Source organism: Dyella sp. CR10 (assembly GCF_055814425.1).
In genome coordinates this window covers 2,567,924-2,594,591 of record NZ_CP185986.1, presented here as the reverse complement: position 1 = coordinate 2,594,591, position 26,668 = coordinate 2,567,924, and the positions used below count along the sequence as shown (strand labels likewise).

32 protein-coding genes and 1 tRNA gene are annotated in these 26,668 nt (G+C 65.5%); 10 read left to right on the top strand and 23 right to left on the bottom strand.

Translation table 11 applies throughout. The annotated features are described in order from the left end of the window. Positions 1-139: 139 nt before the first annotated feature. From ACNR9O_RS11690 to ACNR9O_RS11590, 21 genes are all read right to left on the bottom strand, one after another. A tRNA-Leu gene (locus ACNR9O_RS11690) sits at positions 140-225 on the bottom strand. Between the two features lie 25 nt (positions 226-250). Next, a complete protein-coding gene (locus tag ACNR9O_RS11685) occupies positions 251-832 on the bottom strand; it encodes a cysteine dioxygenase family protein (RefSeq protein WP_473680342.1) in 582 nt (193 codons plus the stop codon). A gap of 74 nt (positions 833-906) precedes the next feature. Further along, positions 907-2,010, bottom strand: a complete 1,104-nt coding sequence (gene metX / locus ACNR9O_RS11680; RefSeq protein WP_473680344.1) for a homoserine O-acetyltransferase MetX — start codon at positions 2,008-2,010, stop codon at positions 907-909. After that, positions 2,010-3,056, bottom strand: a complete 1,047-nt coding sequence (locus ACNR9O_RS11675) for a tetratricopeptide repeat protein (RefSeq protein ID WP_473680346.1) — start codon at positions 3,054-3,056, stop codon at positions 2,010-2,012. Before ACNR9O_RS11675 ends, metX begins: the two co-directional genes overlap by 1 nt. Further along, positions 3,053-3,538: a cytochrome c-type biogenesis protein gene (locus ACNR9O_RS11670; RefSeq protein ID WP_473680348.1), complete on the bottom strand. Its 486-nt coding sequence runs from the start codon at positions 3,536-3,538 to the stop codon at positions 3,053-3,055. The genes ACNR9O_RS11675 and ACNR9O_RS11670 overlap by 4 nt, the downstream gene beginning before the upstream one ends. Continuing rightward, entirely contained in the window at positions 3,535-4,077 is a 543-nt protein-coding gene (locus ACNR9O_RS11665; RefSeq protein WP_473680350.1) for a DsbE family thiol:disulfide interchange protein, read from the bottom strand. The genes ACNR9O_RS11670 and ACNR9O_RS11665 overlap by 4 nt, the downstream gene beginning before the upstream one ends. Then, positions 4,074-6,053, bottom strand: coding sequence for a heme lyase CcmF/NrfE family subunit (locus ACNR9O_RS11660; protein ID WP_473680352.1), 1,980 nt, complete (start codon positions 6,051-6,053; stop codon positions 4,074-4,076). Before ACNR9O_RS11660 ends, ACNR9O_RS11665 begins: the two co-directional genes overlap by 4 nt. Next, complete coding sequence (gene ccmE, locus ACNR9O_RS11655) at positions 6,050-6,517, bottom strand: cytochrome c maturation protein CcmE (RefSeq protein ID WP_473680354.1); 468 nt, start codon at positions 6,515-6,517, stop codon at positions 6,050-6,052. The genes ACNR9O_RS11660 and ccmE overlap by 4 nt, the downstream gene beginning before the upstream one ends. A gap of 37 nt (positions 6,518-6,554) precedes the next feature. Continuing rightward, positions 6,555-6,743 carry a heme exporter protein CcmD gene (gene ccmD, locus ACNR9O_RS11650; RefSeq protein ID WP_473680356.1) on the bottom strand — a complete coding sequence of 63 codons (189 nt, stop codon included), beginning with the start codon at positions 6,741-6,743 and terminating at the stop codon, positions 6,555-6,557. Then, on the bottom strand, positions 6,740-7,498 hold the full coding sequence (locus ACNR9O_RS11645; protein WP_473680358.1) for a heme ABC transporter permease: 759 nt from the start codon (positions 7,496-7,498) through the stop codon (positions 6,740-6,742). The genes ccmD and ACNR9O_RS11645 overlap by 4 nt, the downstream gene beginning before the upstream one ends. 3 nt (positions 7,499-7,501) lie before the next feature. After that, positions 7,502-8,188 (bottom strand): heme exporter protein CcmB, encoded by a 687-nt coding sequence (gene ccmB / locus ACNR9O_RS11640; RefSeq protein WP_473680360.1) that lies wholly within the window; start codon positions 8,186-8,188, stop codon positions 7,502-7,504. Further along, positions 8,185-8,820, bottom strand: coding sequence for a cytochrome c biogenesis heme-transporting ATPase CcmA (gene ccmA, locus ACNR9O_RS11635; protein WP_473680362.1), 636 nt, complete (start codon positions 8,818-8,820; stop codon positions 8,185-8,187). The genes ccmB and ccmA overlap by 4 nt, the downstream gene beginning before the upstream one ends. Then, positions 8,817-9,260, bottom strand: a complete 444-nt coding sequence (locus ACNR9O_RS11630) for a DUF3293 domain-containing protein (RefSeq protein WP_473680364.1) — start codon at positions 9,258-9,260, stop codon at positions 8,817-8,819. Before ACNR9O_RS11630 ends, ccmA begins: the two co-directional genes overlap by 4 nt. Then, positions 9,253-10,665, bottom strand: a complete 1,413-nt coding sequence (locus ACNR9O_RS11625; RefSeq protein WP_473680366.1) for an FAD-dependent oxidoreductase — start codon at positions 10,663-10,665, stop codon at positions 9,253-9,255. The genes ACNR9O_RS11630 and ACNR9O_RS11625 overlap by 8 nt, the downstream gene beginning before the upstream one ends. 76 nt (positions 10,666-10,741) lie before the next feature. Next, positions 10,742-11,485, bottom strand: coding sequence for an acetoacetyl-CoA reductase (phbB, locus tag ACNR9O_RS11620; RefSeq protein ID WP_473680368.1), 744 nt, complete (start codon positions 11,483-11,485; stop codon positions 10,742-10,744). 109 nt (positions 11,486-11,594) lie between these two features. After that, entirely contained in the window at positions 11,595-12,077 is a 483-nt protein-coding gene (phaR, locus tag ACNR9O_RS11615; protein WP_473680370.1) for a polyhydroxyalkanoate synthesis repressor PhaR, read from the bottom strand. A 101-nt stretch (positions 12,078-12,178) separates the two neighbouring features. Then, positions 12,179-13,747, bottom strand: coding sequence for a DHA2 family efflux MFS transporter permease subunit (locus ACNR9O_RS11610; protein WP_473680372.1), 1,569 nt, complete (start codon positions 13,745-13,747; stop codon positions 12,179-12,181). A gap of 13 nt (positions 13,748-13,760) precedes the next feature. Continuing rightward, the gene (locus ACNR9O_RS11605; protein WP_473680374.1) at positions 13,761-14,963 is read right to left on the bottom strand and encodes a hypothetical protein; all 1,203 of its coding nucleotides are present in this window, start codon (positions 14,961-14,963) and stop codon (positions 13,761-13,763) included. Beyond that, entirely contained in the window at positions 14,950-16,449 is a 1,500-nt protein-coding gene (locus ACNR9O_RS11600; RefSeq protein ID WP_473680376.1) for an efflux transporter outer membrane subunit, read from the bottom strand. Before ACNR9O_RS11600 ends, ACNR9O_RS11605 begins: the two co-directional genes overlap by 14 nt. Further along, on the bottom strand, positions 16,446-16,973 hold the full coding sequence (locus ACNR9O_RS11595) for a MarR family winged helix-turn-helix transcriptional regulator (RefSeq protein WP_473680377.1): 528 nt from the start codon (positions 16,971-16,973) through the stop codon (positions 16,446-16,448). The genes ACNR9O_RS11600 and ACNR9O_RS11595 overlap by 4 nt, the downstream gene beginning before the upstream one ends. A gap of 68 nt (positions 16,974-17,041) precedes the next feature. Next, a complete protein-coding gene (locus ACNR9O_RS11590) occupies positions 17,042-17,809 on the bottom strand; it encodes a TatD family hydrolase (protein WP_473680379.1) in 768 nt (255 codons plus the stop codon). Between the two features lie 135 nt (positions 17,810-17,944). Between ACNR9O_RS11590 and ACNR9O_RS11585 the strand changes: the two genes are divergently transcribed. Together ACNR9O_RS11585 and ACNR9O_RS11580 are read left to right on the top strand one after the other, a co-directional pair. Further along, complete coding sequence (locus tag ACNR9O_RS11585; RefSeq protein ID WP_473680381.1) at positions 17,945-18,529, top strand: glycine zipper 2TM domain-containing protein; 585 nt, start codon at positions 17,945-17,947, stop codon at positions 18,527-18,529. A gap of 22 nt (positions 18,530-18,551) precedes the next feature. Next, on the top strand, positions 18,552-19,040 hold the full coding sequence (locus tag ACNR9O_RS11580) for an outer membrane lipoprotein (RefSeq protein ID WP_473680383.1): 489 nt from the start codon (positions 18,552-18,554) through the stop codon (positions 19,038-19,040). Between the two features lie 71 nt (positions 19,041-19,111). Here ACNR9O_RS11580 and ACNR9O_RS11575 read toward each other — a convergent pair whose 3' ends face one another. Both ACNR9O_RS11575 and ygfZ read right to left on the bottom strand, forming a co-directional pair. Then, positions 19,112-19,546, bottom strand: coding sequence for a cell wall hydrolase (locus ACNR9O_RS11575; protein ID WP_473680385.1), 435 nt, complete (start codon positions 19,544-19,546; stop codon positions 19,112-19,114). Between the two features lie 467 nt (positions 19,547-20,013). Continuing rightward, a complete protein-coding gene (gene ygfZ / locus ACNR9O_RS11570; protein ID WP_473680387.1) occupies positions 20,014-20,874 on the bottom strand; it encodes a CAF17-like 4Fe-4S cluster assembly/insertion protein YgfZ in 861 nt (286 codons plus the stop codon). 69 nt (positions 20,875-20,943) lie between these two features. Here ygfZ and ACNR9O_RS11565 point away from each other — a divergent pair, with 69 nt between their 5' ends. The 8 genes from ACNR9O_RS11565 (at position 20,944) to ACNR9O_RS11530 (ending at position 26,665) form a co-directional block, all read left to right on the top strand. Beyond that, on the top strand, positions 20,944-21,111 hold the full coding sequence (locus ACNR9O_RS11565) for a DUF1674 domain-containing protein (RefSeq protein ID WP_473680389.1): 168 nt from the start codon (positions 20,944-20,946) through the stop codon (positions 21,109-21,111). Between the two features lie 81 nt (positions 21,112-21,192). Next, the gene (sdhC, locus tag ACNR9O_RS11560) at positions 21,193-21,585 is read left to right on the top strand and encodes a succinate dehydrogenase, cytochrome b556 subunit (RefSeq protein ID WP_473680391.1); all 393 of its coding nucleotides are present in this window, start codon (positions 21,193-21,195) and stop codon (positions 21,583-21,585) included. Then, positions 21,582-21,977 carry a succinate dehydrogenase, hydrophobic membrane anchor protein gene (sdhD, locus tag ACNR9O_RS11555; protein ID WP_473680393.1) on the top strand — a complete coding sequence of 132 codons (396 nt, stop codon included), beginning with the start codon at positions 21,582-21,584 and terminating at the stop codon, positions 21,975-21,977. The genes sdhC and sdhD overlap by 4 nt, the downstream gene beginning before the upstream one ends. Positions 21,978-21,982: 5 nt before the next feature. After that, positions 21,983-23,770: a succinate dehydrogenase flavoprotein subunit gene (gene sdhA / locus ACNR9O_RS11550; RefSeq protein ID WP_473680396.1), complete on the top strand. Its 1,788-nt coding sequence runs from the start codon at positions 21,983-21,985 to the stop codon at positions 23,768-23,770. Between the two features lie 22 nt (positions 23,771-23,792). Beyond that, positions 23,793-24,578: a succinate dehydrogenase iron-sulfur subunit gene (locus tag ACNR9O_RS11545; protein WP_473680398.1), complete on the top strand. Its 786-nt coding sequence runs from the start codon at positions 23,793-23,795 to the stop codon at positions 24,576-24,578. Between the two features lie 79 nt (positions 24,579-24,657). Continuing rightward, on the top strand, positions 24,658-24,906 hold the full coding sequence (locus tag ACNR9O_RS11540) for an FAD assembly factor SdhE (protein WP_473680400.1): 249 nt from the start codon (positions 24,658-24,660) through the stop codon (positions 24,904-24,906). Further along, positions 24,878-25,303 carry a protein YgfX gene (locus ACNR9O_RS11535; RefSeq protein WP_473680402.1) on the top strand — a complete coding sequence of 142 codons (426 nt, stop codon included), beginning with the start codon at positions 24,878-24,880 and terminating at the stop codon, positions 25,301-25,303. Before ACNR9O_RS11540 ends, ACNR9O_RS11535 begins: the two co-directional genes overlap by 29 nt. Before the next feature lie 117 nt (positions 25,304-25,420). Beyond that, complete coding sequence (locus ACNR9O_RS11530) at positions 25,421-26,665, top strand: lipoprotein-releasing ABC transporter permease subunit (protein WP_473680404.1); 1,245 nt, start codon at positions 25,421-25,423, stop codon at positions 26,663-26,665. Positions 26,666-26,668 lie beyond the last annotated feature (3 nt).

The window sequence follows — 26,668 nt, the reverse complement described above, 5'->3', positions numbered from 1 at the left end:
CCCCCAGATATACCCCCAAAAGGGGCGAGATTCTGGGAGACACCCCTGGACGTGCCTGGACGGCAGGCATAAAAAAACCCGCATATTTGCGGGTTTTTCTTGTGTTCCGTGGACTCTATGGGACGTCCTTGGACTCTCTTGGTACCGGTGATAGGACTCGAACCTACACTCTGTCGCCAGAAGCGGATTTTGAGTCCGCCGCGTCTACCATTCCGCCACACCGGCATTGCAGCGAAACATTATGCCGGGTTCAGTGGACGGGGTCGAGACCCAGTTGGCGATCGGTGCGCTCGTAACACTGGCTGGCGCCGACGGGCTTGAAGATGGCGCAATGGGTCATCTGGCCGGAATAGATATGCAGGCTGACGGCCACTGCGTCGTCGCTGGGATTGCGGATGGTGTGGTACTCGTGGGGCGGGATCAGGCTGCCGGCGGAGCCGGGACCGGCCTGGATCGAGCCTACGGGCTGGAAGCGCCACTGGCCGTCGTTGTCGCTCAGGCGCTCGTACTGCACCACTTCCAGTGCGCCGCTCCAGACGCCTTCCACGCACCACATGCCGCAGTGGTCGTGGATCGGAGTGCCTTGGCCCGGGCCCCAGGTCATGGCAACCACGCAGTACCCGTGGTCCTCGCTGCGGTACAGCTCGCGTCGCGCGTAGCGGCCTTCGGCGGTCTCGAAGACGCAGTCGGGCAGCTTGACCTCCTGACCGCGGATCAGCTGGCAAAGGCTATTGCGGAGGCTGTCGGTGATCTCGGGCGTGGTTGGCTTGGTGACGGCGGTGTCGATGGCATCGATGAGCTTGCGACAGCCGGGGAATTCCACGGTAAGCATGCGGTTCTCGAAAAGGCGACTTTACGATAGGGACAGATCTTATCAGCCCAGGGCAGGGACGGCGCCCAGGAGGGTTACAGTCGGCTCAGGAAGCCCCCGATGGCCCGGCTATAGTTCTCAATGTCTACCAGGAAGGCGTCGTGCCCCTGAGGGGAATCCAGCGCCACGAACTCGACCGCGGCGCCGGCCGCGCCCAGGCCTTCGGCGATCTGTTCCTGCTGCTCGAGCGGAAACAGGATGTCGGTGCTCACGCCTATCACCAGCGCCTGCTCGATACGGATGCGTTTCAGGCCTTCCTGGATGCTGCCATCGCCGTATTCGGATATGTCGAACCAGTCGCTGGCACGCGAAAGGTAGAGGTAGCAGTTGGGGTCGAAGCCGCGCACGAAACGCTGCGCATGTCCCTGCAAGTAGGATTCCACCTGGAACTCGAAGCCGAATGGATCATCGTCGCGCTGCTCTGCCTCCAGGCGGATGCGTGCGAAGCGGCCATTCCATTCCATCGCCGAGCGATAAGTGATCACACCGAGCTTGCGCGCGATGCTCATGCCTGTTTCCGGGTAATGCGCGTCGTCGTAGCGGCCGTTGTTCCAGTGGGGATCGAGGCGGATCGCCTCACGTTGCAGCGAACGGATGGCGATGGCGAACGGCTGGGCCTGCGGCGCGGTGTCCACGCTGATGTGCGTACGCACGCTGTCGGGGTGCAGCAACATATAGGCGAGTGCGCTCATGCCGCCCATCGAGCAGCCGATGAGGCAGGCAAGGCGCTTGATGCCCAGGCCGCGGACGGCCGCGTGCGCGGCATTGGCGACATCCTCCAGTGCCAATTCGGGAAAGCTCAAGCGGTAGGGCTCGCCGGTGGCCGGATCGACCGAAGCGGGGCAGGTGGAGCCTTTATCGCTGCCCAGCGAATTCACGCAGATGACGTACCAGCGGTCGGTATCGATCGCCTTGCCGGGGCCGATCATGTCTTGCCACCAGCCTGGCGACGGATCCTGTTCGTTCGAGGCGGCATGCGCGCTAGGCGACAGGCCGGTAAGGATCAGCACCGCGTTGTCGCGCGCTTCGCTCAGCCGACCCCAGGTTTCATAAGCTACGCGGGCGCCGCGCAGCTCGCCGCCCCGCTTCATGGGAAAGGGCGAAGGCAGGTCGAAATAATGGCGCGCGTCGTGGCTCATCAATGGACCTTGTCGATCTCGATTTTCACGGGCCTTTTGGCATCGACATCGATCACGCCCGCATCACCTTCCAGATCGCCGCTCTGGGCGACAGCCTGGCCGCTTTTGCTGACGCGCGCGCCGACGAAGACGCGGGAGGCGGACGACAGCTTGAGCTGTGGTGTCATGCCCATGGCATCGGTCAGCGTAACGGACGCAGGCAGTGTCGCCGCATCGAGCCTGGCTACCGCCAACGGCATGGGCGGACCCTGTTCGGCGCGTGCATAGACGAAGAGCGTATCGCCAGGCGCGAGTTTGTCCTTCAGGGACGGCGCGAGAGAGACCTGCACCTGGATGGCTGGGCCGCTGGCCTTCGCCGTGGCCGCCTCGCTGGCGACCGGAGTACCGCCGGCCCGGGTATCCGCCACGGCAATCTGCTCGGCCACGGCCTTGGCCACCGTCGAGCCGGGTTCGAGCAGAGGCTGCAGCTTGCGCCAGGTCGTGGCAGCTTCGGCGTAGCGGTCGTGCTGGAACTGGCTGATGCCGAGCAGCCACAGGCCGCGCTGGTTATCCGGCTCCTGTTGCACGGCACGTTCCAGCAGTTCGAGCGAACGCCCTTCGATACGGTGATCGGTGCGCGCGATGGAGTCAGCTTCCGCCCAGCCGACCATGGCGGTGGTGTTGGCCGAATCCAGCCGCAGCGCCTGGTCATAGGCGTCGCGCGCCTCACCAGGCTTGCGCATCGTGGCGTAGGTCTGTGCGAGCAGCAGCCAGCCTTGCGTATCGTCCGGTTGCTGTACGAGGTGCGTGCGCAGCTGGGCCACCGCTTCGTCGATCGATAGCGCCTGGTCAGCCTGCTTCTCAACGCCATTCAGCGCGACAGGTGTTCCGATCGCGAGATACAGACCCACCGTGCCCAACGGCAGCACGAAAGCGACTATCAGTGCGAGCGCGAAGATGCCGCGCGGACGGCCTTGCCGGCGGCCATGCCTGATCAGCGGGACCAACAGCAAGGCCAGTGCCGCAGCGATCATTGCCGCGGCGGCGAGGTAGAAAGCGATCTTCACCAATCGTCCCCTTCGTCGATCGTGCCTTGGCCGCTGGCGGCCGTGGCCGTTGCGCGGTTGCGCTTGCGGACCGTGACCACCACCACCGCCGCGCCGGCGAGCAGGATCAGCAGCGGACCAAACCACAGCAGCAGCGTGCTGCCGTCGATCGGCGGGTCGTACAGCACGAACTTGGAATAGCGGTCGACCAGGTATTGCTTGATCTCGTCGTCGCTCTTGCCTTGCTGCATCAGTTCGAACACCTGGTGGCGCAGATCGCGCGCGAGATCGGCGTTGGAGTCGGCGAGGTTTTCGTTCTGACAGACCAGGCAGCGCAATTGGCGGGTCAGCTGCTGGAAGCGCGCCTCCTCGGCGCGGTCCTTGAAAGGCAGGGGGTCGATCGCCTGCGCGGCGAGTGCACCGGAAAACACAGCCAAGACCAGCGCAAGCAGCAGGCGGCGAAGCAGGCCATGCTCGCGGTGTGCGCGGATAGCGCCGTTCATGGCGCCTCCTTTTGCAGGGCAGCGATGGCGGGCTTCAGTTCTTTCTCGATGGCCTGTGGCGTGAGCGGGCCGATGCGCTTGTAACGGATCACGCCCTTGGCATCGACGAGAAACGTCTCCGGCGCGCCGTACACGCCGAAATCGATGGCGGTACGCCCTTCGCGATCGGCGATGACCAGGCTGTAGGGGTTGCCATGCTTGGCCAGCCAGGCCTTGGCCTCGTCCGGCTCATCTTTGTAGTTGTAGCCCACCAGCGGCAAGCCAATGCGCTGGCCTTCGCTCATCAACACCGGGTGCTCTTCGCCACAAGCCACGCACCAGCTGGCGAACACGTTGATCAGGTAAGGCTTGCCGAGCATGGCCTCGCGGGTGACCGTCTGCGCCGGATCGTCGAGCTTCGGCAGCGCGTACTCGGGGGCGGGCTTGTTGATCAGCGGCGAGGGTACTTCGCGTTGATCGTGCCGTGTGTTCCACCAGATGCCGAAACCGAACAGCGCCACCAGCAACAGAAAGCCGAAGAAAGGAATCAAGCGACTCACGCGTGCGACTCCTGCGCGGCGGGACGGGTGAGGGCAGGTTCAGCGGCTTCCGCACGGCGCGTGCGAAAGCGCCGGTCCGCCGCGCTGAAAAAGCCGCCCAGCATCATCAGCAAGCCGCCAGCCCAGATCCAGCGTACGAACGGCTTGTGGTAGAGGCGCAGCGCCCACGCGCCTTCCGGATCGTTGTGGTCCATCGGCTCGCCGAGGGCGACGTACAGATCGCGGGTGACGCCTGGATCGATCGCCGATTCGGTCTGCACCTGCCCACGCGTGTAGGTGCGTTTCTGCGGATGCATGACGGCGATCTCGCGACCGTCGCGCATCACCGTGACCGTGCCCTGATCGCCCTGCCAGTTGGGGCCGTCGGCGACGCGCACGCCATCGAAGCGGAAATCGTAGCCGCCGATGCTCTGCGTCTGGCCCGGTGCCATGCGTACGTCGCGTTCCACGCTCAATGCTTCGGTAAGCAATACGCCGGCAAGGAAGACGCCTACGCCGAGGTGCGCCAGCAGCATGCCGGCCATTTCCGCCGGATAACGGCGGCCGGCCGGCATATCGCGCCAGCGCTTGATCACATAGAGCAAGGTACCGACGCCGCACCACACCGCAGCGGCCGTGCCGGCGACGGCCTTGAGCTGCCAGCCGGTGGCGAAAGCCGCCGCAATCGCACAGGCCACGGCCGCAAGCCCTGCACGCATGGCTACGTTCTTGAGCAGCGCAAGCCCGCCCTTGTCGCCCCAGCGCAGGTACGGACCAAACGGCAGCAGCAGTACCACGGGAATCATCAGCAGAGTGAACAGGAAGCCGAAGTAGGGCGGCCCCACCGAAATCTTGCCCAGGTTGAGCGCGTCACCCAGCAACGGGAACAGCGTGCCCAGCAGCACCATGGCCGCCGCGACCGTCAGCATCAGATTGCCGATGAGGATGGCCGTCTCGCGCGAAACCACGCCGAACGGCTTGCCGCCGGCCACTTTCGGCGCGCGCAGCGCGTACAGCAGCAGCGATCCGCCCACCACCACGGCCAGGAAGCACAGAATGAACAGGCCGCGCCGCGGGTCCGAGGCGAAGGCGTGCACCGACGTGAGTACGCCCGAGCGGACCAGGAAGGTGCCCAGCAGCGACAGCGAGAAGGCGAAGATCGACAGCAGGATGGTCCAGGCGCGCAGCGAGCCGCGCTTCTCGGTCACCGCTTGCGCATGGATCAACGCGGCGCCCACCAGCCAGGGCATGAAGCTGGCGTTCTCCACCGGGTCCCAGAACCACCAGCCGCCCCAGCCGAGTTCCGCATAGGCCCACCAGCTGCCTGCGACGATGCCGGCGGAAAGGAAGCCCCATGCAACATTGGTCCATGGGCGCGCCCAGCGGACCCATGCCTGTTCGAGCTCGCCGCCGAGCAAGGCCGCGATGGAGAAGGCGAACGCCACCGAGAAGCCCACGTAGCCCATGTACAGCACGGGCGGGTGGAAGGTCATGCCTGGATCCTGCAACACCGGATTGAGGTCGCCGCCATCCGGCGGCATCGGCAGCAGGCGTTCGAACGGATTGGAAGTAAACAGGATGAAGGCGAGGAAGCCCACCGCGATCAGGCCCAGCACGCCCAGCACGCGCGCGACGAATACGTCGGGCAGGTTGCGGCTGAGTGCGGCCAGCGCGACGGTCCACAGGTTGAGGATGAAGATCCACAGCAGCAGCGAACCTTCGTGTGCACCCCACACTGCGGCCAGCCGGTAGTACCAGGGCAGGGCGAGGTTGGAGTTGTCGGCGACGTAGCGCACCGAGAAATCGAAATGCAGGAAGGCCCAGCTCAACAGCGCGAACGATAGCGTCACGAACACGGCCTGACCGGCCGCGGCCGGGCGCGCCACCGCCATCAGCGCACCGTTGCCGCGCCAGGCACCCAGCAGCGGCAGCACGCCCTGCGCCAGCGCGAGCAGCAGGGCCAGGATCAGCGCGAGTTGTCCCAGTTCCGGCGTCATTGCGGTTTGTCCTGCGCGGCGGCCTCGTTCACCTGTTTGCCCTGGTGCGCTTTGGCCATGGCGTCCTTCAGTTCCTTCGGCATGTAGGTCTCGTCATGCTTGGCCAGCACTTCGGTGGCGATGAAGCGGGCGTTATCCATATGACCGGTGGCGATCACCGACTGGTTGTCGCGGAACAGGTCCGGAAGGATGCCGGTGTATTCCACCGGCATCGCGCCATTGGCGTCGACCACGGTGAAGGTCACCTTGAGCGAATCGGCGCTGCGCTGGATGGAGCCGGCCTTCACCATGCCGCCGAGGCGGAAGGTCTTGTATGCGCTCGCCTCACCGGTCTGCACCTGGCTCGGGGTGAACAGGTAGTTCATGTTCTGCTGCAGCGCGAACACCGTCAGGCCGATAGCCACGGCGGCCGCGGCCAGAACGAGAAGCACGATGGTGAGCCGGCGTTTGCGGGTGGGATTCATGGAGTCACTCTGCGTCGTCGCCCCGTCGGGGTAAGTGTCAGGACGAGGGCGTCGGGTTGCGTTGCTGGCGCGCGCTCTGTCGCGCCAGGCGGGCGCGCAGTTCGCGCAGCTGGCGCCGGCGGCGGATGCCCGGCGCGAGGTAATCGGCGATCAGCACGATGAAGAACACTGCGTACGCCGGCCACACATAGGCCGCATAACCGCCCATGGCGAAAAACTGGCTCATGGGCGCGCCTCACGTTCGGCGATCTGCCGCACCCAATCCTTGCCGCTCTCCATCGCCAGAAGGTCGGCGCGCACGCGACCGAACAGGCTGGCGATGTAATAGAACTTGGTGGCGGCCATCATGGTCAGCAGCGGCCACAGCATGTCGCCGCTCATCTTCGAGGGGCCGAGGATGCGCACGGTGGAGCCCTGGTGCAGGGTATTCCACCAGTTCACCGAGAAATGCACGATCGGCACGTTGACGATGCCGATGATGGCGAGGAAGGCCGCGGCGCGCGCACCTTGCCGCCGGTCCTCGAAGGCGTGATAGAGGCCGATCACGCCCAGGTAGAGGAACAGCAGTACCAGCTCGGAGGTAAGGCGGGCGTCCCAGGTCCACCACGTGCCCCACATCGGCTTGCCCCACAGCGAACCGGTTACCAGGGTGATGAAGGTGAAGGCGGCGCCGATCGGCGCCGATTCCATCGCCACCACTTCAGCCAGCTTGATGCGCCAGACCAGGGCGATGAATGAGGCCAACGCCATCACGCCGTAGATGAACAGGCTCATCCAGGCGCTGGGCACGTGGATAAAGATGATGCGGTAGGCGTCCCCCTGCTGGTAGTCGGCCGGCGCGAGCACCAGGCCGCCGTAAAGTGCTGTCGCACCCAGCAGCAGCGCCAGCGCCATGGCCCAGGGCCGCAGCGTGCCGGCAAAGCGGTAGAAGATCGGCGGAGAGCCGAGCTTGTGCAGCCAGAGCGGGATCCAGTTGGCCATGTGTCAGGCATCCAGGGCGATACGGAGAGCGGCGGCGCAGGCCAGTGGCGCGAGCACCAGAGCCAGGGCCAGGGCCGCGCCCAGCCACAGCACCGGAGCCAGCCAGGGCAACCCCTGTTGGGCCGCGGCGACCGCGCCGGCGGCGAAGATGACCACCGGCACGCACAGCGGCAGCAGCATCAGCGCCAGGAGCATACCAGAGCGCCGCGTGCCGGCCGTCAGCGCCACCAGGATGGCGCCGAGCAGGCTGAGCAGGGGCGTGGCGAGCACTAGCGCGAGCAGCAGGGCCGGCATCGCGGCGCCCGGTAGATGCAGCATGCCGGCGAGCAGGGGCGCGATCACGATCAGCGGCAGTGCGGTCGTGATCCAGTGAGCCAGGATCTTCATGCCGAGCATCAGCGCCAGCGGCTGCGGCGCCAGCATCAGCTGTTCCAGCGAACCGTCCTCGATGTCGCCGCGGAACATCGCGTCCAGCGCCAGCAGCATGGCCAGCAGCACCGTCACCAGCACCACGCCACCGGCGATACGCTGCAGCAGCGCCTCCTCGGGACCGAGCGCGAACGGGAACAGCGTGGCCACGATCAGTGCGTAGAGCACCGGCATGGCGATGTCGCCACGGCGGCGCCAAGCCAGGGTGAGGTCGCGTCGCAGCAGTGCGGCACAAGCCGTGGTGAGTGAAGGCCTGCTCATGCGTGCATCCGGATGCGCCGCGGCTCGCCGCCGAGGAAGCTCACCGCGCCGTGGCTGGTAACCAGCGCCGCACCGCCGCGCGCCGCATGTCGCGCGAGCAGGGTATTGACCAGCTCGATGCCGGTGCGGTCCAGGTTGGCGTAGGGTTCGTCGAGCAGCCATAGCGTCGCCGGCAGCAACAGCAACCGTGCCAGCGCCGCGCGTTTCTTCTGGCCGGCGGAAAGGCGCCGCACGGGTTCGTCCTCATAGCCCTGCAAGCCGATGTCGCGCAGAACATGGTCGATGCCCAGGTCTTCCCGCCGGCCATACAGTCCTGCGGCGACAGCGAGGTTTTCGCGTGGGGAAAGATCGGCCTTCAAGCCCAGGTGGTGGCCGAGGAACAGGACGTCCCCCAGGTGCGCGTCGCGACGCCAAGGTTGGCCTTGCCAGTACAGCTCGCCTTCGTCCACGTGCAGCAGGCCGGCCAGAATGCGCAGCAGGGTGGTCTTGCCGCTGCCGTTGTCGCCTTCCACCAAGCTCACCTCGCCTGCGTCGAGGCGAAAATCGAGCGGGCCGAACACCGGCTCGTCCTGTCGCAGGAAGGCGAGCGCTCTGGCTTCCAGGAGCGGTGGCTGAGCGGGCGAAGCGGTCATCCGGGCGATTGTCCGCAATGGCCGTCGGGCTTGTCCATGAGGCGCAGTGCCGCCTCGCCGTGAGCCCCTTGGCCATGGACGTAAGCGTTCTGCCCGAAGTGCCTGGCCAGCGCATCGAGCGCTTCGGCCTCTGGCCCGACCGCGAACAGGCTGGCCTCGTGCCAGTGCTGGCCGACGCCAACGCCCACGCGGATCGATATGGTTTCGGGCAGGTCGCGCAGCGCCGCCAGCAGCTCGCGCTGGGCTTGCCGGTTCAGCGCGCGCGGATGCGCTTCGGAGCGCGGATTCCAGGCGGTGATAAAGCCCCAATGTCGCTCGCCTGCCAGGGCCGCAAGAGCCGGCGGCAGGCTGTCTCCGATCTGGATCGCGGCCCAGCCGCCCCGCCGCAGACGCACCCGATAGTCGGTGGTGCGGTAGGCGGCGAGCAGGTGTTCATCCATGTCGCAGGCTGGGAAGCGGAGGCAGCGTGGCCTTGAGCGTCGCGACGGCAGCGTCGAGTTCCACCGTGCGCGGATCGGCCGAGCCTCGCAGCAATTGCTGCAGCAGCTGATCCTGGGCGCGGCCGCGCTCATAAGCGTAGGCATAGGGCAGGTGGGTGAAGGTCACCATGCGATAGCGCGGCATGAAATGCGCCGGTGCGCGTTCGGCCAGCAGCAGCCCCAGTTCGCGCTTGGCCAGGTAGTGCGGATCGGCCACGGAATCGCGCATCTCCACGTAGTTCTCCAGCGCCATCGCGGCGATGGCGTTGGCGTTGGGTTGGCGGATGCGCTGGAAGGCGGCGAATACCGCGGCGGTGTCGCCCGGCGTTTCGCTGAGGAGTTGCGCCAGCGCCACCGTATCCTCGAAGCCGCAGTTCATGCCCTGGCCGTGGAACGGCACGATTGCGTGCGCCGCGTCGCCGATCAGCAATGCGCGGCCATCCAGGTGCCAGTGATCGAGGTAGAGGGTGGAAAGCGTGCCGACCGGGTGACCGGCATAGTCCTCGGCGAAGTCGGGGATCAGCGGCAGCAGGTCCGGGAAGTCGTCGCGGAAGAACGCTTCGGCGGCCTTTGCATCCGGCAGCGTGGCGAAACTCGGATGGGCGCCCTGGGCTGGCAGGAACAGCGTCACCGTGAAGCTGCCCTCGGTATTGGGCAAGGCAATGCACATGTAGCCGCCGCGCGGCCAGATATGCAGCGCGTGCGGCTCGATGGCGAACTGGTCGTGCCCGCCGCTGCCGCCCAGCAGGGCCGCCGGAAGGCGGCCAGCCGGTGGAATTTCCAACTCCTTGTAGCCGTGCCCGAGCGCTTCCACTCGCTCGCCGAGTGGACGATAGGCGTGCATGGCGGTACGCAGCGCAGAGCCCGCACCGTCGGCGCCAATCAGTACGCCGGCATCGATGTCGCGCTCGCGGCCGTGTTCGTCGGTCAGACGGATGCGCCGCGCGTCGAAATCCGCAGCGACCAGCGATTGGCCGAAATGGAAGCGCGCGCCCGCTGCTTCGGCGGCGTCCAGCAGCAGCATGTTGAGCGCGCCGCGCGATACCGACCAGATCACTTCGCTATCGTCCACGCCGTAGCGCTGCAGGCCGGAACGGCCATCGCGCGTATGCACCATGCGTCCGCGCATCATCACCGCGCGCTGCAGTACGTCATCCGCCAGTCCTGCCGTGCGCAACGCCTGCAGGCCGCGTTCGGCAAGGGCCAGATTGATCGAGCGGCCACCGACGAAGCCGGCGAGCCGTGGATCCGGGCGCTTTTCGTAGACATCGACGGGAAAGCCGCGCCGAGCCAGTTGCTGGGCAAGCAGGGCGCCCACCAGGCCGCCGCCGATAAGGGTGATGGAGGGCTGCGTCGCTTGCGCCATGGTGCGTTCCGCCGATCGGATCGCGGCACTTTATCAGGCGGCCACGCGCGTCAGCGAGCCGTCGCCGACCCGCGCTTCAGAAGCTCATGAAGTAGCCGCCATTGACCGGCAGATTGGCGCCAGTGATGTAGCCGGCATCGTCGGCCGCAAGGAAGCACACGGCGCGGGCGATATCGGCGGGCGAACCGAGCCGGCCTACGGGGATGTCCTCGATGATCTGTGCGCGTATCTCGGCCGGTACCGCGGCGACCAGGGGCGTATCGCAGTAACCCGGCGAGACGGTGTTCACGGTGACGCCTTTGCGCGCCGTTTCCCGTGCCAGCGCCATGCCGAAGCCATGCACCCCGGCTTTGGCGGCGGCGTAGTTGGTCTGGCCGAACTGGCCAGTCTGGCCGTTCACCGAGCTGAGGTTGACGATGCGGCCGAAACCGCGCGCGCTCATACCCTCGACCACGTGGCGGCACATGTTGAATACACCGTCGAGGTTCACTCGCATCAGCTCCTGCCATTGCTGCGGTTCCATCTTGCGCAGCGTGGTGTCGCGGGTGATGCCGGCGGCATTGACCAGCACGTCGACGCTGCCGTGGGCCGCTTCGACGCGGGCGATCAGCTCGCCGCAGCTGGCGAAGCTGCTGACGTCCACGGGCTCGAAGCGTATCGCGCCACCGAACGCAGCCATGTCTGCCTGAAAGGCTTCGACGCGTTCGCTGCGGGAGGGCAGGTCGGCGGCGATCACCTGGCGGCCGGCAAGGGCCAAGTGACGGCAGATTTCCGTGCCGAGGCCGCCGATGCCGCCTGTAACGATGGCGATACGAGTCATGGGGCGATTACTCGTTCATGCCGCAAGGCAGCACGTGTTGTGCCGCAGCGGCTATTGCGCAGGAAAACGCCGGCGCCCATGGGGCGCCGGCGCGGAAGATCGAAAGGGCCTACTTCTTGGTGCCGGGCTTGGTCGCGCTGGACGCCTGGCTGGCGGCGTCGAGCAGGCCGCTCTGCATGGACTTCCACGCGTCCATGTTGCGCTGGGTGAGCTCATTGAGCATCGACCACGGCGTCTGGCCGAGCAGGCTGTTCAACTGGTTGCGGAATTGCTGCTGCTGATCCAGGAAGACCTGCAGGCTGCGCTCCAGATAGGGACCCATGAAGCCCTGCAGCGAGTCGCCGTAGAACCGGATGATCTGGCTCAGCAGCTGCGGCGACAGCATCGGCTGCCCCTTTTCTTCGTGCTCGGAAATGATCTGCAGCAGCACGGAGCGGGTCAGGTCCTCGCCGGACTTGGCATCGCGGACTTCGAAGGTTTCGCCGTCCAGGACGAGCTGACGGACCTCTTCCAGCGTGATGTAGCTGGAGATCTCCGTGTCGTACAAGCGACGGTTCGGATACTTCTTGATGATGCGGATCGTTTGTGCCATGCGGCGGAAACTACCAGAACGTATTGCGCCGCACCAGTCGCCAAGGGCACATCATGCTGCACCTCGGGAGGTGCAGCAAAAATTTAAATCGATCTTGTTGATCAATGGCCTACGGCGCCACCCGCACTCCCGAAGGGGGGCCTGGCGAACCAGAGCACGGGGATCAATGCCACGAACAGCACGGCACACAGCCAGAACACGTCGTTCACCGCCAGGGTGAGCGCCTCCCGGGTAAGGACCTGATCTACCACGCCCAGGCCTCGCATGCCGGACAGGCCGCCCTGAGCGAGCCCCTGCAGATACTGGGTGGCTGCCGGATGGCCTGGCGACACGCTTTCGGTGAGGATCGCGTGATGAAAATCGCCGCGATGCTGCCAGATCGTCACCGTCACCGCAGTGGACACGCTCGAGCCCATCGTGCGGCAGAAGTTCGCCAGGCCTGAGGCACTGGCGATCTGCTCACCCGGCAGGCCCGACAGGTAGATCTGATTCAAAGGAATGAAAAAGCAGGCGATGCCCGCGCCCATCACGAAGCGCGGCAGCACCAGGGTGGAGAACGAGGCCGAGCTATCGAAACTGGAGAACCACCATGAGGTGCCGGCGAAGATCAGGAAGGCCACCGTCACCACCGCGCGCAGGTCCAGGCGGTTGATGTTGGCGCCGATCACCGGCGACATCAGGAAAGCCAGCACGCCCACCGGCGCGGTAGCCAGGCCCGCCCAGGTCGCGGTGTAGCCCAGCGTGGTCTGGAGCCACAGCGGGAACACCACGTTGATGCCGAAGAACGCCATCATGCCCAGTGACAGCGCCGTCACGCCCACGGTGAAATTGCGCCGCTTGAACAGCGACAGGTCGACCACAGGGTGCTTGGCGTGCATCTCCCACACGATCAGGAACACGATGCACACCAGCGCGGTGATGCCCAGCACCGTGATCATGGTGGAGGCGAACCAGTCGTTATCGTTGCCATTGTCGAGCATGAACTGCAGACAGCCCACGCCGACCACCAGCAAGGTCAGGCCGACGATGTCGATCGGCGTCTTGTAGGTCTTGGTCTCGCGCTTGTGCAGCAGCCCCCAGGTGATCACCGCCGCCAGCGCGCCCACTGGCACATTGATGTAGAAGATCCATGGCCAGGAGAAGTTGTCGGTGAGCCAGCCGCCCAGAATCGGGCCGAAGATCGGCGCCACCACGACGGTCATCGCCCACATCGCCAGCGCAATACCTTGCTTGGCCTTCGGGTAGCTCGATAGCAGCAGGGTAAGTGATAGCGCGACCATGGGGCCGGAGCCGGCGCCTTGCAGCAGGCGGGCGATCACCAGCATCGGCATGCTGGTGGCCAGGCCGCACAGCATCGAGAACACCACGAACAGGCCGACCGAGCCGATGAAGGTCTTTACTTCGCCGAAGCGCCGCGCCAGCCATCCGGTAAGCGGCTGCATGATCGCGCTGGCCAGCGCGTAGGAACTGATCGTCCAGGTGCCTTCGCTGGCGCTTACGCCCAGGCTGCCGGCGATATGTGGCACGGCGACATTGACGATAGTCATGTCCAGCACTTCCATGAAGGTGCTGAACGCGACCGCGATGGTCAGCAGGACCAGGGCGCCGCCTTGCAGCGGCTTCAGGGGCGCGGCTTCGCCGGGTGCGGCGTCGTTGGGCGTGGCGGCCATGGGGCGTCAGGGCTCAGCGGCTCTCGCCGCGGCTGAGGTTGTCGCCGATGATCTTTTCGGCTTCCGCGTCGGCCTTGGCGGCCATCTGCTCGTACACCTTGGTTTCGGCCGTCGGCGTCTGCGCCGGGGTCTGCGCCAGCACCGCGCCGCGGTCGTCGGTGATGTCCACGGTCACTTCGGTGGAGAGGCCGATACGCAGCGGATGCTCGTCGAGATCCTTGTTGTCGATGGCGATGCGCACGGGGACGCGCTGCACGACCTTGATCCAGTTGCCGGTCGCATTCTGCGCGGGCAGCAGGGAGAACACGCTGCCGGTGCCAGCACCCAGGCCGATCACCTTGCCGTGGAATGCCACGCCGCCGCCGTACACGTCGGCGGAGAAGCGGGCGGGTTGGCCAATGCGGATGTGGCGGAGCTGGCTTTCTTTGAAGTTGGCGTCGATCCACAGGTCATGCAGCGGCACCACGGTCATCAGCTGCTGGCCCGGCTGTACGCTGTTGCCGACCTGCACGCTGCGCTGGGCGACATAGCCGGAGACTGGCGCATAAATCGCGTTGCGCTGGGCGGCGACCCAGGCCGCGCGGAAATTGGCGCGTGCCTGTTCGACGGCCGGATTCTGCGCGATATCGGTGCCTTCGATCGCGGCGTGCGAGGCGCTGGCCTGAGCGATGGCGGCATCGAGCGCGGTTTGCGCCTGTTCCACGCCGTCGCGCAGATGCTGCACGACTTCCGGCGCTTCGGCGTGCTCGGCCAGCAGAGGAAGGTGGCGCTGCAGATCGGCCTGGGCCTTCTTCAGGTCCACGCGCCGGGCGGCCACGGCCGCATCAGCGCTGGTTGCCGAATCGGTCTGCTGGCGCACCTGCCGCACGGCCTGGGCCAAGGCGCTGCTGGCCTGGCGCAGGCGCACGTCCGCATCGGTGCTGTCCAGGCGGACCAGCACCTGGCCTGCGTCCACGCGCTGGGTATCGTCGGCGAGGATCGCGACCACCGTGCCGGGAACCTGCGCGGAAATTGCCACCTGGTTGCCGCCCACGTAGGCGTTATCGGTGGTTTCGCGCTTGGAAAAGACCAGCAGCCATAGCAGGAACCAGCCCAGGCCAAGTACCACAAAGATCAGCGCGACGATGAGCAAAGCGCGGCGCCGCTTGGCCGGGTTCTTCGCGGCCAGGCCGCTGTCGTTCTCGTCCTTCTTCGTAGCGGAATCAGTGGCGCTCATGATCGGCGTCTCCGGCGATGGGGTTCAATGTGGAAGAGGTCGGTGCGGCCTGCTCGTCGGTGACGCGGTAGCCGCCGCCCAGCGCTTTGATTAGCGACAGATCGGTGGATAGCGCCTGGGCCTGCAGGCTGAGCGCATCGTCGCGGGCCTGCAGCAGTTGCCCTTGTGCGCCCAGCGATTCGCGGATGTCGCGCACGCCCTGGCGCGCGCGTGCCTGCGCGCTGGCCAGCAGGCGGTCGTTGGCGGCGATCTGCGCCGCCTGTTCCTTGCGTCGAGCGGCCAGTTGCTGCGCGGTCAGGCTCTGCAGCGAAACATCGCGCGCGGCGGACAGTACGGTGCCGTTGTACTGCGCTACCGCGGCATCCAGTTGCGCCTTGCTGGCGCGGAAGTTCGCCTGCAACAGGCCGCTGTTGAAGATCGGCAGGTGCAGAGCAGGCGTCAGCGCGAACACGCGGCTTGAAGCATGGAACATCTTGTCCAGGTCGATGCTGGACAGGCCAGCCATGGCCGACAAACTGAGGTCGGGAAAGAACTCGGCGCGAGCTACATCGGTCTGCTTGAGTGCGGCCTCGACCTGCCAGCGGCTGGCGGCGATATCCGGGCGGCGTGCGATCAGGTCGACGCCGACATTGGCGGGCAGGCCGCCGTCGATCGCCGGCAGCGCCCGTGGCGTGAGCGGCGGCAGTTCGGCGGGCGCGACACCGAGCAGGCTGGCCAGCGCGGTCTGGCGGATCTTCGCCGAGCTTTCCAGCGCGACCTGCAGTTCGCGCGCCGAGGCCTGCTGGATCCGGGCCTTCTGCGCCTCGTCCGGCAGGTCCACGCCCTGGCGCACGCGCAGTTCGGCCACGCGCACCAACTGGTCCTGGGTGGCGACCTGCCGGCGGGCAACCTCGATGCGAGCCTCGTCGGCCAGCCAGCCGAAGTAGGTGTCCGCTACCGCGTTCTGGATCGCCAGCGCGGCGGCGCTGTGCTGCGCTTCGGCGGCACGGGCCTGGTCGACGGCGGCTTCTATCGTCGCGCGCTGCTTGCCCCACCAGTCGAAGTCGTACTGGGCCTGTACGCCGAGGTCGCCCTGGTTGTACCAGGTGAAACCGAGGAACTTGGAGGGAATCAGGCCGTTCTCGCTCATGCGCTGGCGCGTCACCTGCGCGCTGCCGTTGACGCTGAGTCCGGCCTGAGCAGCGGCGATGCGGATCGACTGCTGTGCGGATTCCAGGCGCGACCGCGCCTGGGCCAGGTCGGGCGATCCCCTCATGGCGCGGGCGATCAAGTCGTCCAGTTGTGAATCCTGGTACTGGCGCCACCATTCAGCTTCGGGCCAGCCTGCGCGTGCCGGGGCTTCGAGGCCGGCCAGGGGGACTTCATCACGCAGGGTCGGATGCTGCACTTTCGAGGGAATCGCGCAGCCGGCGAGGGCTGCGGCGACCGTGGCAAGCAAGGTCGCGCGCGGGCCGAGGGAGCGGCGCAGAGAAGATAAGGCGATCATGGATGGCTGTCCGATCCGACGAGTTGATCGATGTTGGCGGCCACCTTGCGCAGAAGGTGATCGAGAGTCTTCTGTTCGGCGGTGCTCAGGCTCGCGAAAGCGCCGTGAACGCGGGGAAAAAGCGTCGGCAGCAGCTTGCGCACGAAGCGTCGACCCGCCGCGGTGATGCTCAGCTCGACGCGGCGGCGATCCTCGTCGCTCGATGCGCGCGTGATGAAGCCCTGCTTCACCAGTACGTTGGTGATGCGCGTCATGTTGGTCGGGCTCTGCTGGGCGAAGCCGCACAGCTCGCTGGGCGAAGTGCGGCCATCCGGTGCCGTGTAGACCATCATCAGCGTGCGGAAATCGCTGTCGCTAAGGCCGTAGGGTTTGAGGATGCGCTCGATCTCTTCGATCACCGCATTGCCTGTCATCAGCAGCATGCGCAACAGCACGGCCTCGCGCACGGGCAGGCCGGGCACGCTCTCGCTGGCGCGATGGATGCCTGCGTTCATGTGATCGATGCGGTTGATCAGGCCTGACATTTCACCAGGAAATATTTCTTCAGTGAACTATTAAGTTAGCAGTCGCCCATGTGGGGCCGCAAGTGAGTTCAGGACAGGCGAAACAGCTTCGATGCGTTGGACGTGGTTGCGGCCGCGATATTCGCTTCGCTGTCGCCGCGTAGCTCGGCCACGATGCGCAGCACCTCGGTAATGTGGGCCGGTTCGTTGCGCTCCCCGCGATGGCCCGCGCCGGGCTGGTCGGGGGCATCGGTTTCCAGCAACAGGTGTTCGAGCGGCATGTTGGCGACGATGCGGCGAAGGCGTTGTGCGCGCTCGTAAGTCACCGGGCCACCGATGCCCAGGCAAAAGCCGAGCCGTAACAGCTGCTCTGCCTGTTGCTCGCTGCCGGAGAAGCTGTGCACGACGCCGCGCAGGCCGCCGATGCGTCGAAGCGTGGCTGTGACTTCATCGACCGCGCGTCGCGCATGGATGATGACCGGAAGGTCGAAGTCGCGAGCGACGCGTAGCTGCTGCTCGAAATAGTGCTGTTGGCGAACTCGATCGAGTTCTTCCAGAAAGAAGTCCAGGCCGATCTCGCCTACCGCCACCGCGCGATGTTCTGCCAGCCAGGCACGCAGTTCTTCCACGTGTTCCGGCTGGTGGCGATCCAGGTAGATCGGATGCATGCCGTAGGCGGGCAGCGCTTCAGGGTGCCTGGTGCACAGGTGCTCGATCTCCGCCCATGAGTCTTTATGAATGGCTGGAACGACGACGTGTCTGACGCCTGCCTTGCGTGCGCGGTCCAGCACGTCGGGGCGGTCGGCGTCGAAGCTGCGGTCGTCCAGGTGCGCGTGGCTATCGGTTAGATCGATCACAGGAAAGGGGCGCTGAAGGGGCTAGGATGAGTCGGCTCGGTCTAAGCCGCTATTCAGTTGACCGAGCGTTCAATTTCACCACGGATCGCTCTGAAATGGCGCAAGGTGCGTCAGTGGTCCCTACAGGAGAACATTATGAGCAGGTTGGTCATTTCCGCGCTGAATCTGGGACTTGGCGCCGTGCTTGCGGTCGGCCTCACGGCCTGTAACCGCGACGCGAATGCCGATGGCGGCGTGGGTGGCATGGCTGCGCAGTCGCAAGCGGCTGCGGGTCCGAAGTACGCCCGCGTGGTCAGCGTCACGCCGGTTCGCGAGCAGGCGAGCGCTCCTCGCCAGGTCTGCCGTGACGAAGTGGTGACTCACCGCGCGCCGGTCAAGGATCAGCACCAGATCGCCGGTACCGCCATTGGCGCGGTCGCGGGCGGCCTGCTCGGCAACCAGATCGGTGGCGGCAAGGGCCGTACGCTGGCGACGGTTGCCGGTGCCGTTGGTGGTGGCTATGCGGGCCATGAGATCCAGAAGAACCGTCAGGAGAACAATGTCGTCTCCTCGACCGAGCGCCATTGCAGCACCGTGACCGACAAGGCCGGCGATAAAGTCATCGGCTACGACGTGGCGTACGAATACAACGGTGTGACCCGTACGATTCGCATGGACCACGATCCGGGTGACCGCGTGCAGGTGCAGGAAGGTGTAGTTGCCGTCTCTGACGCACATTGACCTTTCTAACGAGGAGCACGCCATGAGCACTTCCATAGGCAAACGTCTGGCTACCGCAGCTCTTGCCGGCTGCTTCGCGCTGCTGGCTGCATGTGCCACGCCGCCACCCCGCTCGGGTGGTGGCTATTACGGTGGTGGCGGATATGACAACGGCGGCTACGGTTCCAGCCGCTGTGCGCAATGCGGCACGGTGGAAGACATTCGCGTCGTCAATGTCGATAAGAGCGCATCGCCACTGGGTATGGTGATCGGTGCGGTGGCCGGCGGTCTGCTTGGCAATACGGTGGGCAAGGGCAACGGCCGTACTGCGGCGACGGTGGTCGGCGCCGTTGCCGGTGGCGCCGTTGGCAACGAGGTGGGCAAGCGCAACAGCGGTCCGGACCAGGCCTATCAGATCACGGTGCGGCTTGATGACGGTCGCTACGCTACGGTGACCCAGGCGGATGATCCGCAGGTGCGCCAGGGAGATTACGTCGAGATTCGCAACAACCGAATCTACTATCGCCGTTGATAGACGTCTGGACGTCCAAATAAAAAAGGCCCTCGGAAACGAGGGCCTTTTTTTATGGGTTTTGCGAGGGGTCAGTTGACCGCGTAGAACGCATGCTCGCCGATCGTACGCACGACGCGGCTGGAACTCCATGCGGGCGATACCGACGTCGTTGCGAAATGATCGGCATGCGGCACATAGACCATGCGTTCGTTCATCGGCAGGCTCCAGTTGAGGATGGAGTCGCCGGCGACTTTCCAGGCCTTGCTCCAGGCGCCGAGGTCGGTCACTTCGAAATTGCTGGCCGTGGTGGTGATGGCGAACTGTCGCGGCGCGGTAACCACTTCGCACACGTTCTTGCCCCAGGTACCGCGATCGCGGCGGCGAAGGGCTACTTCGGCCACGGCGAACTGGCCGATGGTCGACTCGCTGCGGGCTTCGAGATAAACCGTCGTCGCCAGGCAGGTCTGGTCGGCGAGGGGTTGGGGCAGCACGGACGCAAGCCACAACAGCATCGAAAGTTTCATTGTCTGCCTCCAACGTGCTGTACGCGTCAGTCCGATACTGCTGAACCAGTGCGCCGTTGCGGTGGACGGGCGGGCAGGCCGTTCCACCTGGATTGAACACGCGCCTGCCGAAACTTGTGGCTGGTGCGGTTTGCCACGGGATGTGGCGTTGAGCGACTGATCCGATGCCGCTCGTTACTGCTGCTTGGCGTTGCTCGGGCGGTATGGCGAACCCGATGGCCTGCAACTCTGTGCCGCTCGCTGGCGGTTGTTTCCTCCGGCTTTTTTGCCGGGTCGCGCCGATCCGGACCCCTCCGGTTCGTCGCGTATGCCGACACCTTCAGTGAGGTGTCTTTGAGATTTGACCGGCGGAGCCTAGTGGCAGGTCTGGGTTATGGCAAGTGCCGTGCACGCTAAGTTCACATTCTGCTCACACTCGCAAGAACATCGCGATATCTCGCGCGAAGCACGCGCGCATGCACGGGTTTTCATGCCGGCCAGCGTTCACTCAATTCGATATCGATATCTTGTCCGTCGCATTGAAGCGTGTGCTGTTTTCCATGTTCGGCGAGCGTATCGGTGATGATCGCCAGCCCGATGCTTCTTCCATCGCGCGGCACGTTATCGAGCACGATCGCCACGTCCTGCACACCGTCGCTCAGCACGCTGCCGGGAACAATTGCTCGCGACAATACGACGCAATGCATATGCCTCTTATGGCCACCGCGATAGTGCAGGCGCGCCGCGATTTCCTGCCCGGGAAAGCAGCCTTTGTCGAAAGCGACAGCGTTGAGCCGCTCGAGCGAAAGCGCAGGTGGCAGGAGTGCATCGATCGCGCTATCGGGAAGCCATGGCCAGCCCATGTGTATCTGCTCGGCGCGCCATGCATCGTCTTCATGCGCGTCTATCGCAAGTCCGTGCGTGCCGCAACCGAGCACGACGGAATCGCTGTCGATATGGACGGCATGCAACTCCAGTGCTGCTGCGCGGGCGAGCGTGCGCGAAGGCAGTGCCTGCAGCGTCAGTTTCGAGCGAAACACGAATCGACGCAGTGCATCGGCAAGCGGCGCGGCACGGCCGCCGCGCAGCATCAGCAGAAGACGCTGCTCGTCCAGTCGCGCAAGATGGAAGAGGGCACGCACGCGCCCCTGGGCATCCAGCCAGGCGTTGAACTGCCAGTGGCCGATGGCGAGTTCGGAGACGTTGCCGCTGAACTGGGACTGCGCGAAAGCGACCGCGTCGGGACCGTCGATGAGCAGGGTTTCGGCTTGGTATAGGTCAGGCATGAGGGGCGGGATGGGGGCGGCGGGAGGCGTCTGCAAGTCGGCCAGGCTGGCGGCCTTGGTCAAGCTGGACGGCAGTCGTCAAGGTTGTGCCGACTTTACGCAAGTATTAACCTTCGGCGGCTAACTGAAACCATGTCCGATACGTCCTCCCAAACCGAATCCAAGCCCGCTTCCGCTCCGGCGGAGGGTTCTTCCGCGCCTGCAGGCAAGGAGGAGGGCAAGGTGCCGACGGAGCGGCCGGCTCCCGATCCCACGCGCTACGGCGATTGGGAAAAGAACGGGCGCTGTATCGACTTCTGATCCGCCGCGTCGGCGCGTGGCGTCGACGTGGCGATCCAGGGGACGGCTCGGGCATCAGCGATTCCACACAGGATAGCCGCCATGGCAAACACGCAACGACCGCTCTCTCCACATATACAGGTATACAAGTGGCAAGTGCAGATGGTGACCTCCATCCTGCATCGTGCCACCGGCATCGCGCTCGCGGTCGGTACTCTGCTGGTGATGTGGGGCCTGCTGGCCCTGGCCGGCGGCGAAGCCAGCTTCAGCCAGTTCAAGACCTGCGTAGGCAGCTCGGTGGGCCTCGTCCTTCTGTTCGGCTGGAGCTGGGCGCTGTTCTACCACCTGTGCAACGGCATTCGTCATCTGGTGCAGGACGCCGGCGCTGGCTATGCGATTTCCCAGTTCGTCCGCTCGAGCTGGCTGTCGGTGATCGGCAGCCTGGTGCTCACCGTGCTCGTCTGGGCCTACGTGATGACCGGGGGTGCGGCATGAGCGCCAACGTGAAGGATCTGCGCAATCCGCTCAAGCGCGCGCGTGGCCTCGGCTCGGCCCAGTCCGGCGTCGGCCATTGGTGGACCCAGCGCGTCACGGCCGCCGGCCTGGTCTTCCTGGGCATCTGGTTCGTGATCTTCGTGCTCGGCCTGCTGCATGCCGACTACGCCACCGCCAAGGCGGCCGTCGCCAAGCCGTGGAACGCGCTGTTGCTGATCGCTTTTTCCATCACCGCGTTCTGGCATGCCGTGCTGGGCCTGCAGGTGGTGATCGAAGACTACGTGCACACCCGCTGGCTGGAAGTGGTGTCGCTGGTGTTGATCAAGTTCATCGCCGTGCTGGGCGCGCTCGCCAGCGTGCTGGCGGTGGTGCGCGTGGCCCTGGGAGTCTAAGTTCGATGGAAGCCTACAAGGTTCAACAGCATAAGTACGACGTGATCGTGGTCGGCGCCGGTGGCGCGGGCCTGCGCGCCACCTTCGGCCTGGCCGAGAAGGGCCTGAAGGCCGCGTGCCTCACCAAGGTGTTCCCGACCCGCTCGCACACCGTGGCGGCGCAGGGTGGTATTTCGGCCGCGCTCGGCAACATGGGCGAGGACGACTGGCGCTTCCACTTCTACGACACCATCAAGGGCTCGGACTGGCTGGGTGACCAGGACGCGATCGAGTACATGTGCCGCGAGGCCATTCCTTCGATCATCGAGCTGGAGCACTACGGCGTGCCGTTCTCCCGTACGGAGGAGGGCAAGATCTATCAGCGCCCGTTCGGCGGCATGACCACGCATTACGGCAAGGGCACCGCGCAGCGTACGTGCGCCGCGGCGGACCGCACCGGCCACGCCATTCTGCACACGTTGTACCAGCAGGCGCTGGCGCACGATGCGACCTTCTTCATCGAGTACTTCGCCACTGACCTCATCTTCGATGAAGAGGGAGTCTGCCGCGGCGTGCTCGCGCTGGATATGAACGAAGGCACCCTGCACGTGTTCCGCGGCCATGCCATCGTGCTGGCTACGGGCGGTTACGGCCGCGCCTACTTCAGCGCCACCTCGGCGCATACCTGCACGGGCGACGGTGGCGGCATGGTGTTGCGCGCCGGCCTGGCGCTGCAGGACATGGAGTTCGTGCAGTTCCATCCCACCGGCATTTACGGTTCGGGCTGCCTGATCACCGAAGGCGTGCGTGGCGAGGGCGGCTACCTCACCAACTCCAACGGCGAGCGCTTCATGGAGCGCTATGCGCCGAACGCGAAGGACCTGGCATCGCGCGACGTGGTCAGCCGCGCGATGACCATGGAGATCCGCGAAGGCCGCGGCGTCGGCGAGCACAAGGACCATATCCACATCAACCTGATGCACCTGGGCGCGGAAGTGATTCACGAGCGCCTGCCGGGCATCGCCGAGTCGGCGCGCATCTTCGCCGGCGTGGACGTGACCAAGGAGCCGATTCCGGTCATCCCGACCGTGCACTACAACATGGGCGGCATTCCCACCAACTATCACGGCGAAGTCGTGCAGAAGCGCGGCGATGACGTGGATGCGGTGGTGCCGGGCCTGTTCGCCATCGGCGAGGCCGCCTGCGTATCCGTGCACGGCGCCAATCGCCTGGGTTCGAACTCGCTGCTCGATCTGGTGGTGTTTGGTCGCGCCGTGGCGCATCGTTGCGCCGAGATCGTCAAGCCGGGCGCCCCGCACAAGGATCTGCCCGCCAGCGCGCTGGACAAGGCGCTGGGTCGTTTCGACAGCTTGCGCTACGCCAAGGGCAGCTTGCCGACCGCGAAGATCCGCGCGGAAATGCAGCGTACCATGCAGTCCGACGCCGCGGTGTTCCGCACCGGCGAGTCGCTGAAGGAAGGCTGCGAGAAGATTTCCAAGGTCTATGAATCGTTCAAGGACGTCGGCGTCAGCGACCGTTCGCTGGTGTGGAACTCCGACTTGATCGAGACGCTGGAGCTGTCCAACCTGCTGGGCCAGGCCGTGGCCACCATGTACTCGGCCGAGCAGCGCCCCGAGAGCCGTGGCGCGCATGCCCGCGAAGACTTCCCGGATCGCGACGACGCCAACTGGCAGAAGCACACGCTGGTGTCGGTGGACGACAGCGGCAAGACGAACTTCGATTACCGCCCGGTGCATATGTACACGATGACCTCGGACGTCGACGTGGTGCCACCGAAGAAGCGCGTGTACTGAGAACCGGACTGGAGAGATTACCGTGGCAGAGTTTTCGCTACCCAAGAATTCCAAGGTCCAGCCGGGCAAGCACTATCCGGCGAAGGATGCAAAGAAGCCCCGCACTTTCCGCATCTATCGCTGGACGCCGGAAGATGGCCAGAACCCGCGCATCGATACCTACGAGGTCGACCTGGCCGCGTGCGGCCCGATGGTTCTGGATGCCCTGCTGAAGATCAAGAACGAGATCGACCCGACGCTCACGCTGCGCCGCTCCTGCCGCGAAGGCATTTGCGGTTCGTGCGCGATGAATATCGACGGGACCAACACGCTGGCCTGCACCAAGGCGATCTCCGACTGCGCCTCCGGCGACGTCAAGATCTACCCGCTGCCGCACATGCCGGTGGTGAAGGACCTCGTGCCGGACCTGACGCATTTCTATGCTCAGTTCGCTTCGATCCGTCCGTGGCTGCGCACGCAGAGCCCGGCGCCGGCCGATAAGGAGCGCCTGCAGTCGCCGGAAGACCGCAAGAAGCTCGATGGCCTGTACGAGTGCATCCTGTGCGCCTGCTGCTCGACCAGTTGTCCGAGTTACTGGTGGAACGGCGACAAGTACCTCGGCCCGGCCATTCTGCTGCAGGCCTATCGCTGGATCGTCGACTCGCGCGACGAGGACACCGGCGCCCGCCTGGACGATCTGGAAGATCCGTTCAAGCTGTACCGTTGCCACACGATCATGAACTGCGCGCGCACCTGCCCGAAGGGCCTGAATCCGGCCAAGGCGATCGCCGAGATCAAGAAGCTGATCGTGGAGCGCCGCTCGCCCTGACGGCGGCGTCCGCCCGACCCCATGGCCCGCGCCCGTCGCGGGCCATGTCGTTTTCGAACCGCCAATCCGGTACCCGCCCATGGACGAAGCCCGCATCAAACGCCTGCGCTGGCGCACCCGCCGCGGCACGCGCGAGCTCGATGCCCTGTTCGGCGGCTGGCTGGATGAGCGTTTCGCGCAGGTGGACGAGGCGCTGCGCATGGCGTTCGACGAGCTGCTCGACGTGCAGGATCCAGACCTGTGGGACTGGGTGATGGGGCATGCGCGGGCGCCGCGCGCCGACTGGCAGGCGATCATCGATGACATCCGCACCCGCCATCGGCTTTGAATACCGCCCGTCCCGGCTGATCGGGCGGATCCTGTCGTGCATGGCCGCACTGGCCTCCATGGCCATTCTGCTATGCGGATGGCCATGGTGGCTCAAGACGGTGCTCTGGCTCGCGCTTAGCATTGCTTTCGCGAGGGCGTGGCGGCGCTGGCGACATCCCGGCATCCACGCGGCGGGATGGAGTTCGGATGGCAGCTGGAGCCTGCACCGGGCCGGCGCGGACGACGCCGTGGCGCAGATGGAAGGCTTCCGCGTGCTCGGCGCATGCATCGTGCTGAGGCTGCGGCTGGTCGGGCGGGGCCGTGTAGCGCTGCTGCTGGCACCGGACAACAGCGATGCGGACCTCCGGCGCCGTCTGCGCATGCGCCTGGCCGCCGGCACTCCACCCGAGGCCTGATCCCAGCTTGCCGAACCGCAGGGCTTGGGGCACTCTGCCGCGGCGCCGCGGTCTCAATCCGCCGACCACCGCGCTCGTCCGGGCGGCGAGCCCACCGAATCCACCAGCGACCCGTCCATGTTCCGACCGCTAGAGCTCTTCATCGGCCTGCGCTATACGCGCGCCAAGCGCCGCAATCAGTTCATTTCCTTCATCTCGACGGTGTCGATCGTGTGCATTGCGATCAGCGTGACGGCGCTGATCACCGTGATGTCGGTCATGAACGGCTTCGACAATGAACTGCGCACGCGCATTCTCGGTGCCATCTCGCACGCGACCGTCGCGGGCGTCGGCGGAGAGAGCGTGCAGAGCTGGGAGCGCGCGATCCAGATCGCCGAGGCCAATCCGCACGTGCGTGGCGCCGCTCCCTACATGGAAACCCAGGCCTTCCTGCAGGCGCGCCGTTCCAGTGGTGCGCTGGTGCGTGGCATCGACCCGGCGCAGGAGCCGAAGGTGTCCGACATCGACAAGCACATGGTCGAAGGCAAACTGGATGCGTTGCAGCCCGGCAAGTGGAACATCGTGCTGGGCCGCGAGCTGGCCATGACGCTCGGCGTAGCCGTCGGCGATCACGTGACCATGGCCGTGCCGGAATTCCGCGCCACGCCGATGGGCAGCGTGCCGCGGCTGCGCAGCTTCACTGTCACCGGCGTGTTCGAGCTGGGCATGCAGGAGTTCGATTCCAATCTGGCCCTGATCAATCTGCAGGATGCCGAGCGGCTCAATAGCACCGATGGCCCCAGCGGCATCCGCCTGCGCCTGGACGACATGTTCAATGCGCGGCCGGTGGCGCACGAGCTGGCCAACAACCTGGGTCAGGTCTACCGCGTCGATACGTGGATGGACAGTCACGCGAATTTCTTCTCCGCGATCTCGATGGAGAAGAAAGTGATGTTCATCATCCTCTCGCTGATCATCCTGGTCGCGGTGATCAACCTGATTTCCATGCTGATGATGCTGGTGACCGACAAGCAGGCGGACATCGCCATCCTCCGCACGCTCGGCTCCACGCCGCGCAGCATCATGGGCATGTTCATGGTGCAAGGCGTGCTGGTGGGTTTCGTGGGCATCGGCTTCGGCGTGACGCTGGGTTCGCTGCTGTCATGGCGACTGCCGCAGATCGTCAAATGGATCGAGCGCACGTTCCACACCACCTTCCTGTCGCCGGACGTTTATTACATCAGCGAACTGCCCAGCAAACTGCAGGCGGACGACGTGATGAAGGTGGCGCTGGTGACCTTCCTGTTCTCTTTGCTGGCCACGCTGTATCCCGCGTGGCGCGCCTCGCGCACGCAGCCGGCCCAGGCCCTGCGTTATGAGTGAAAC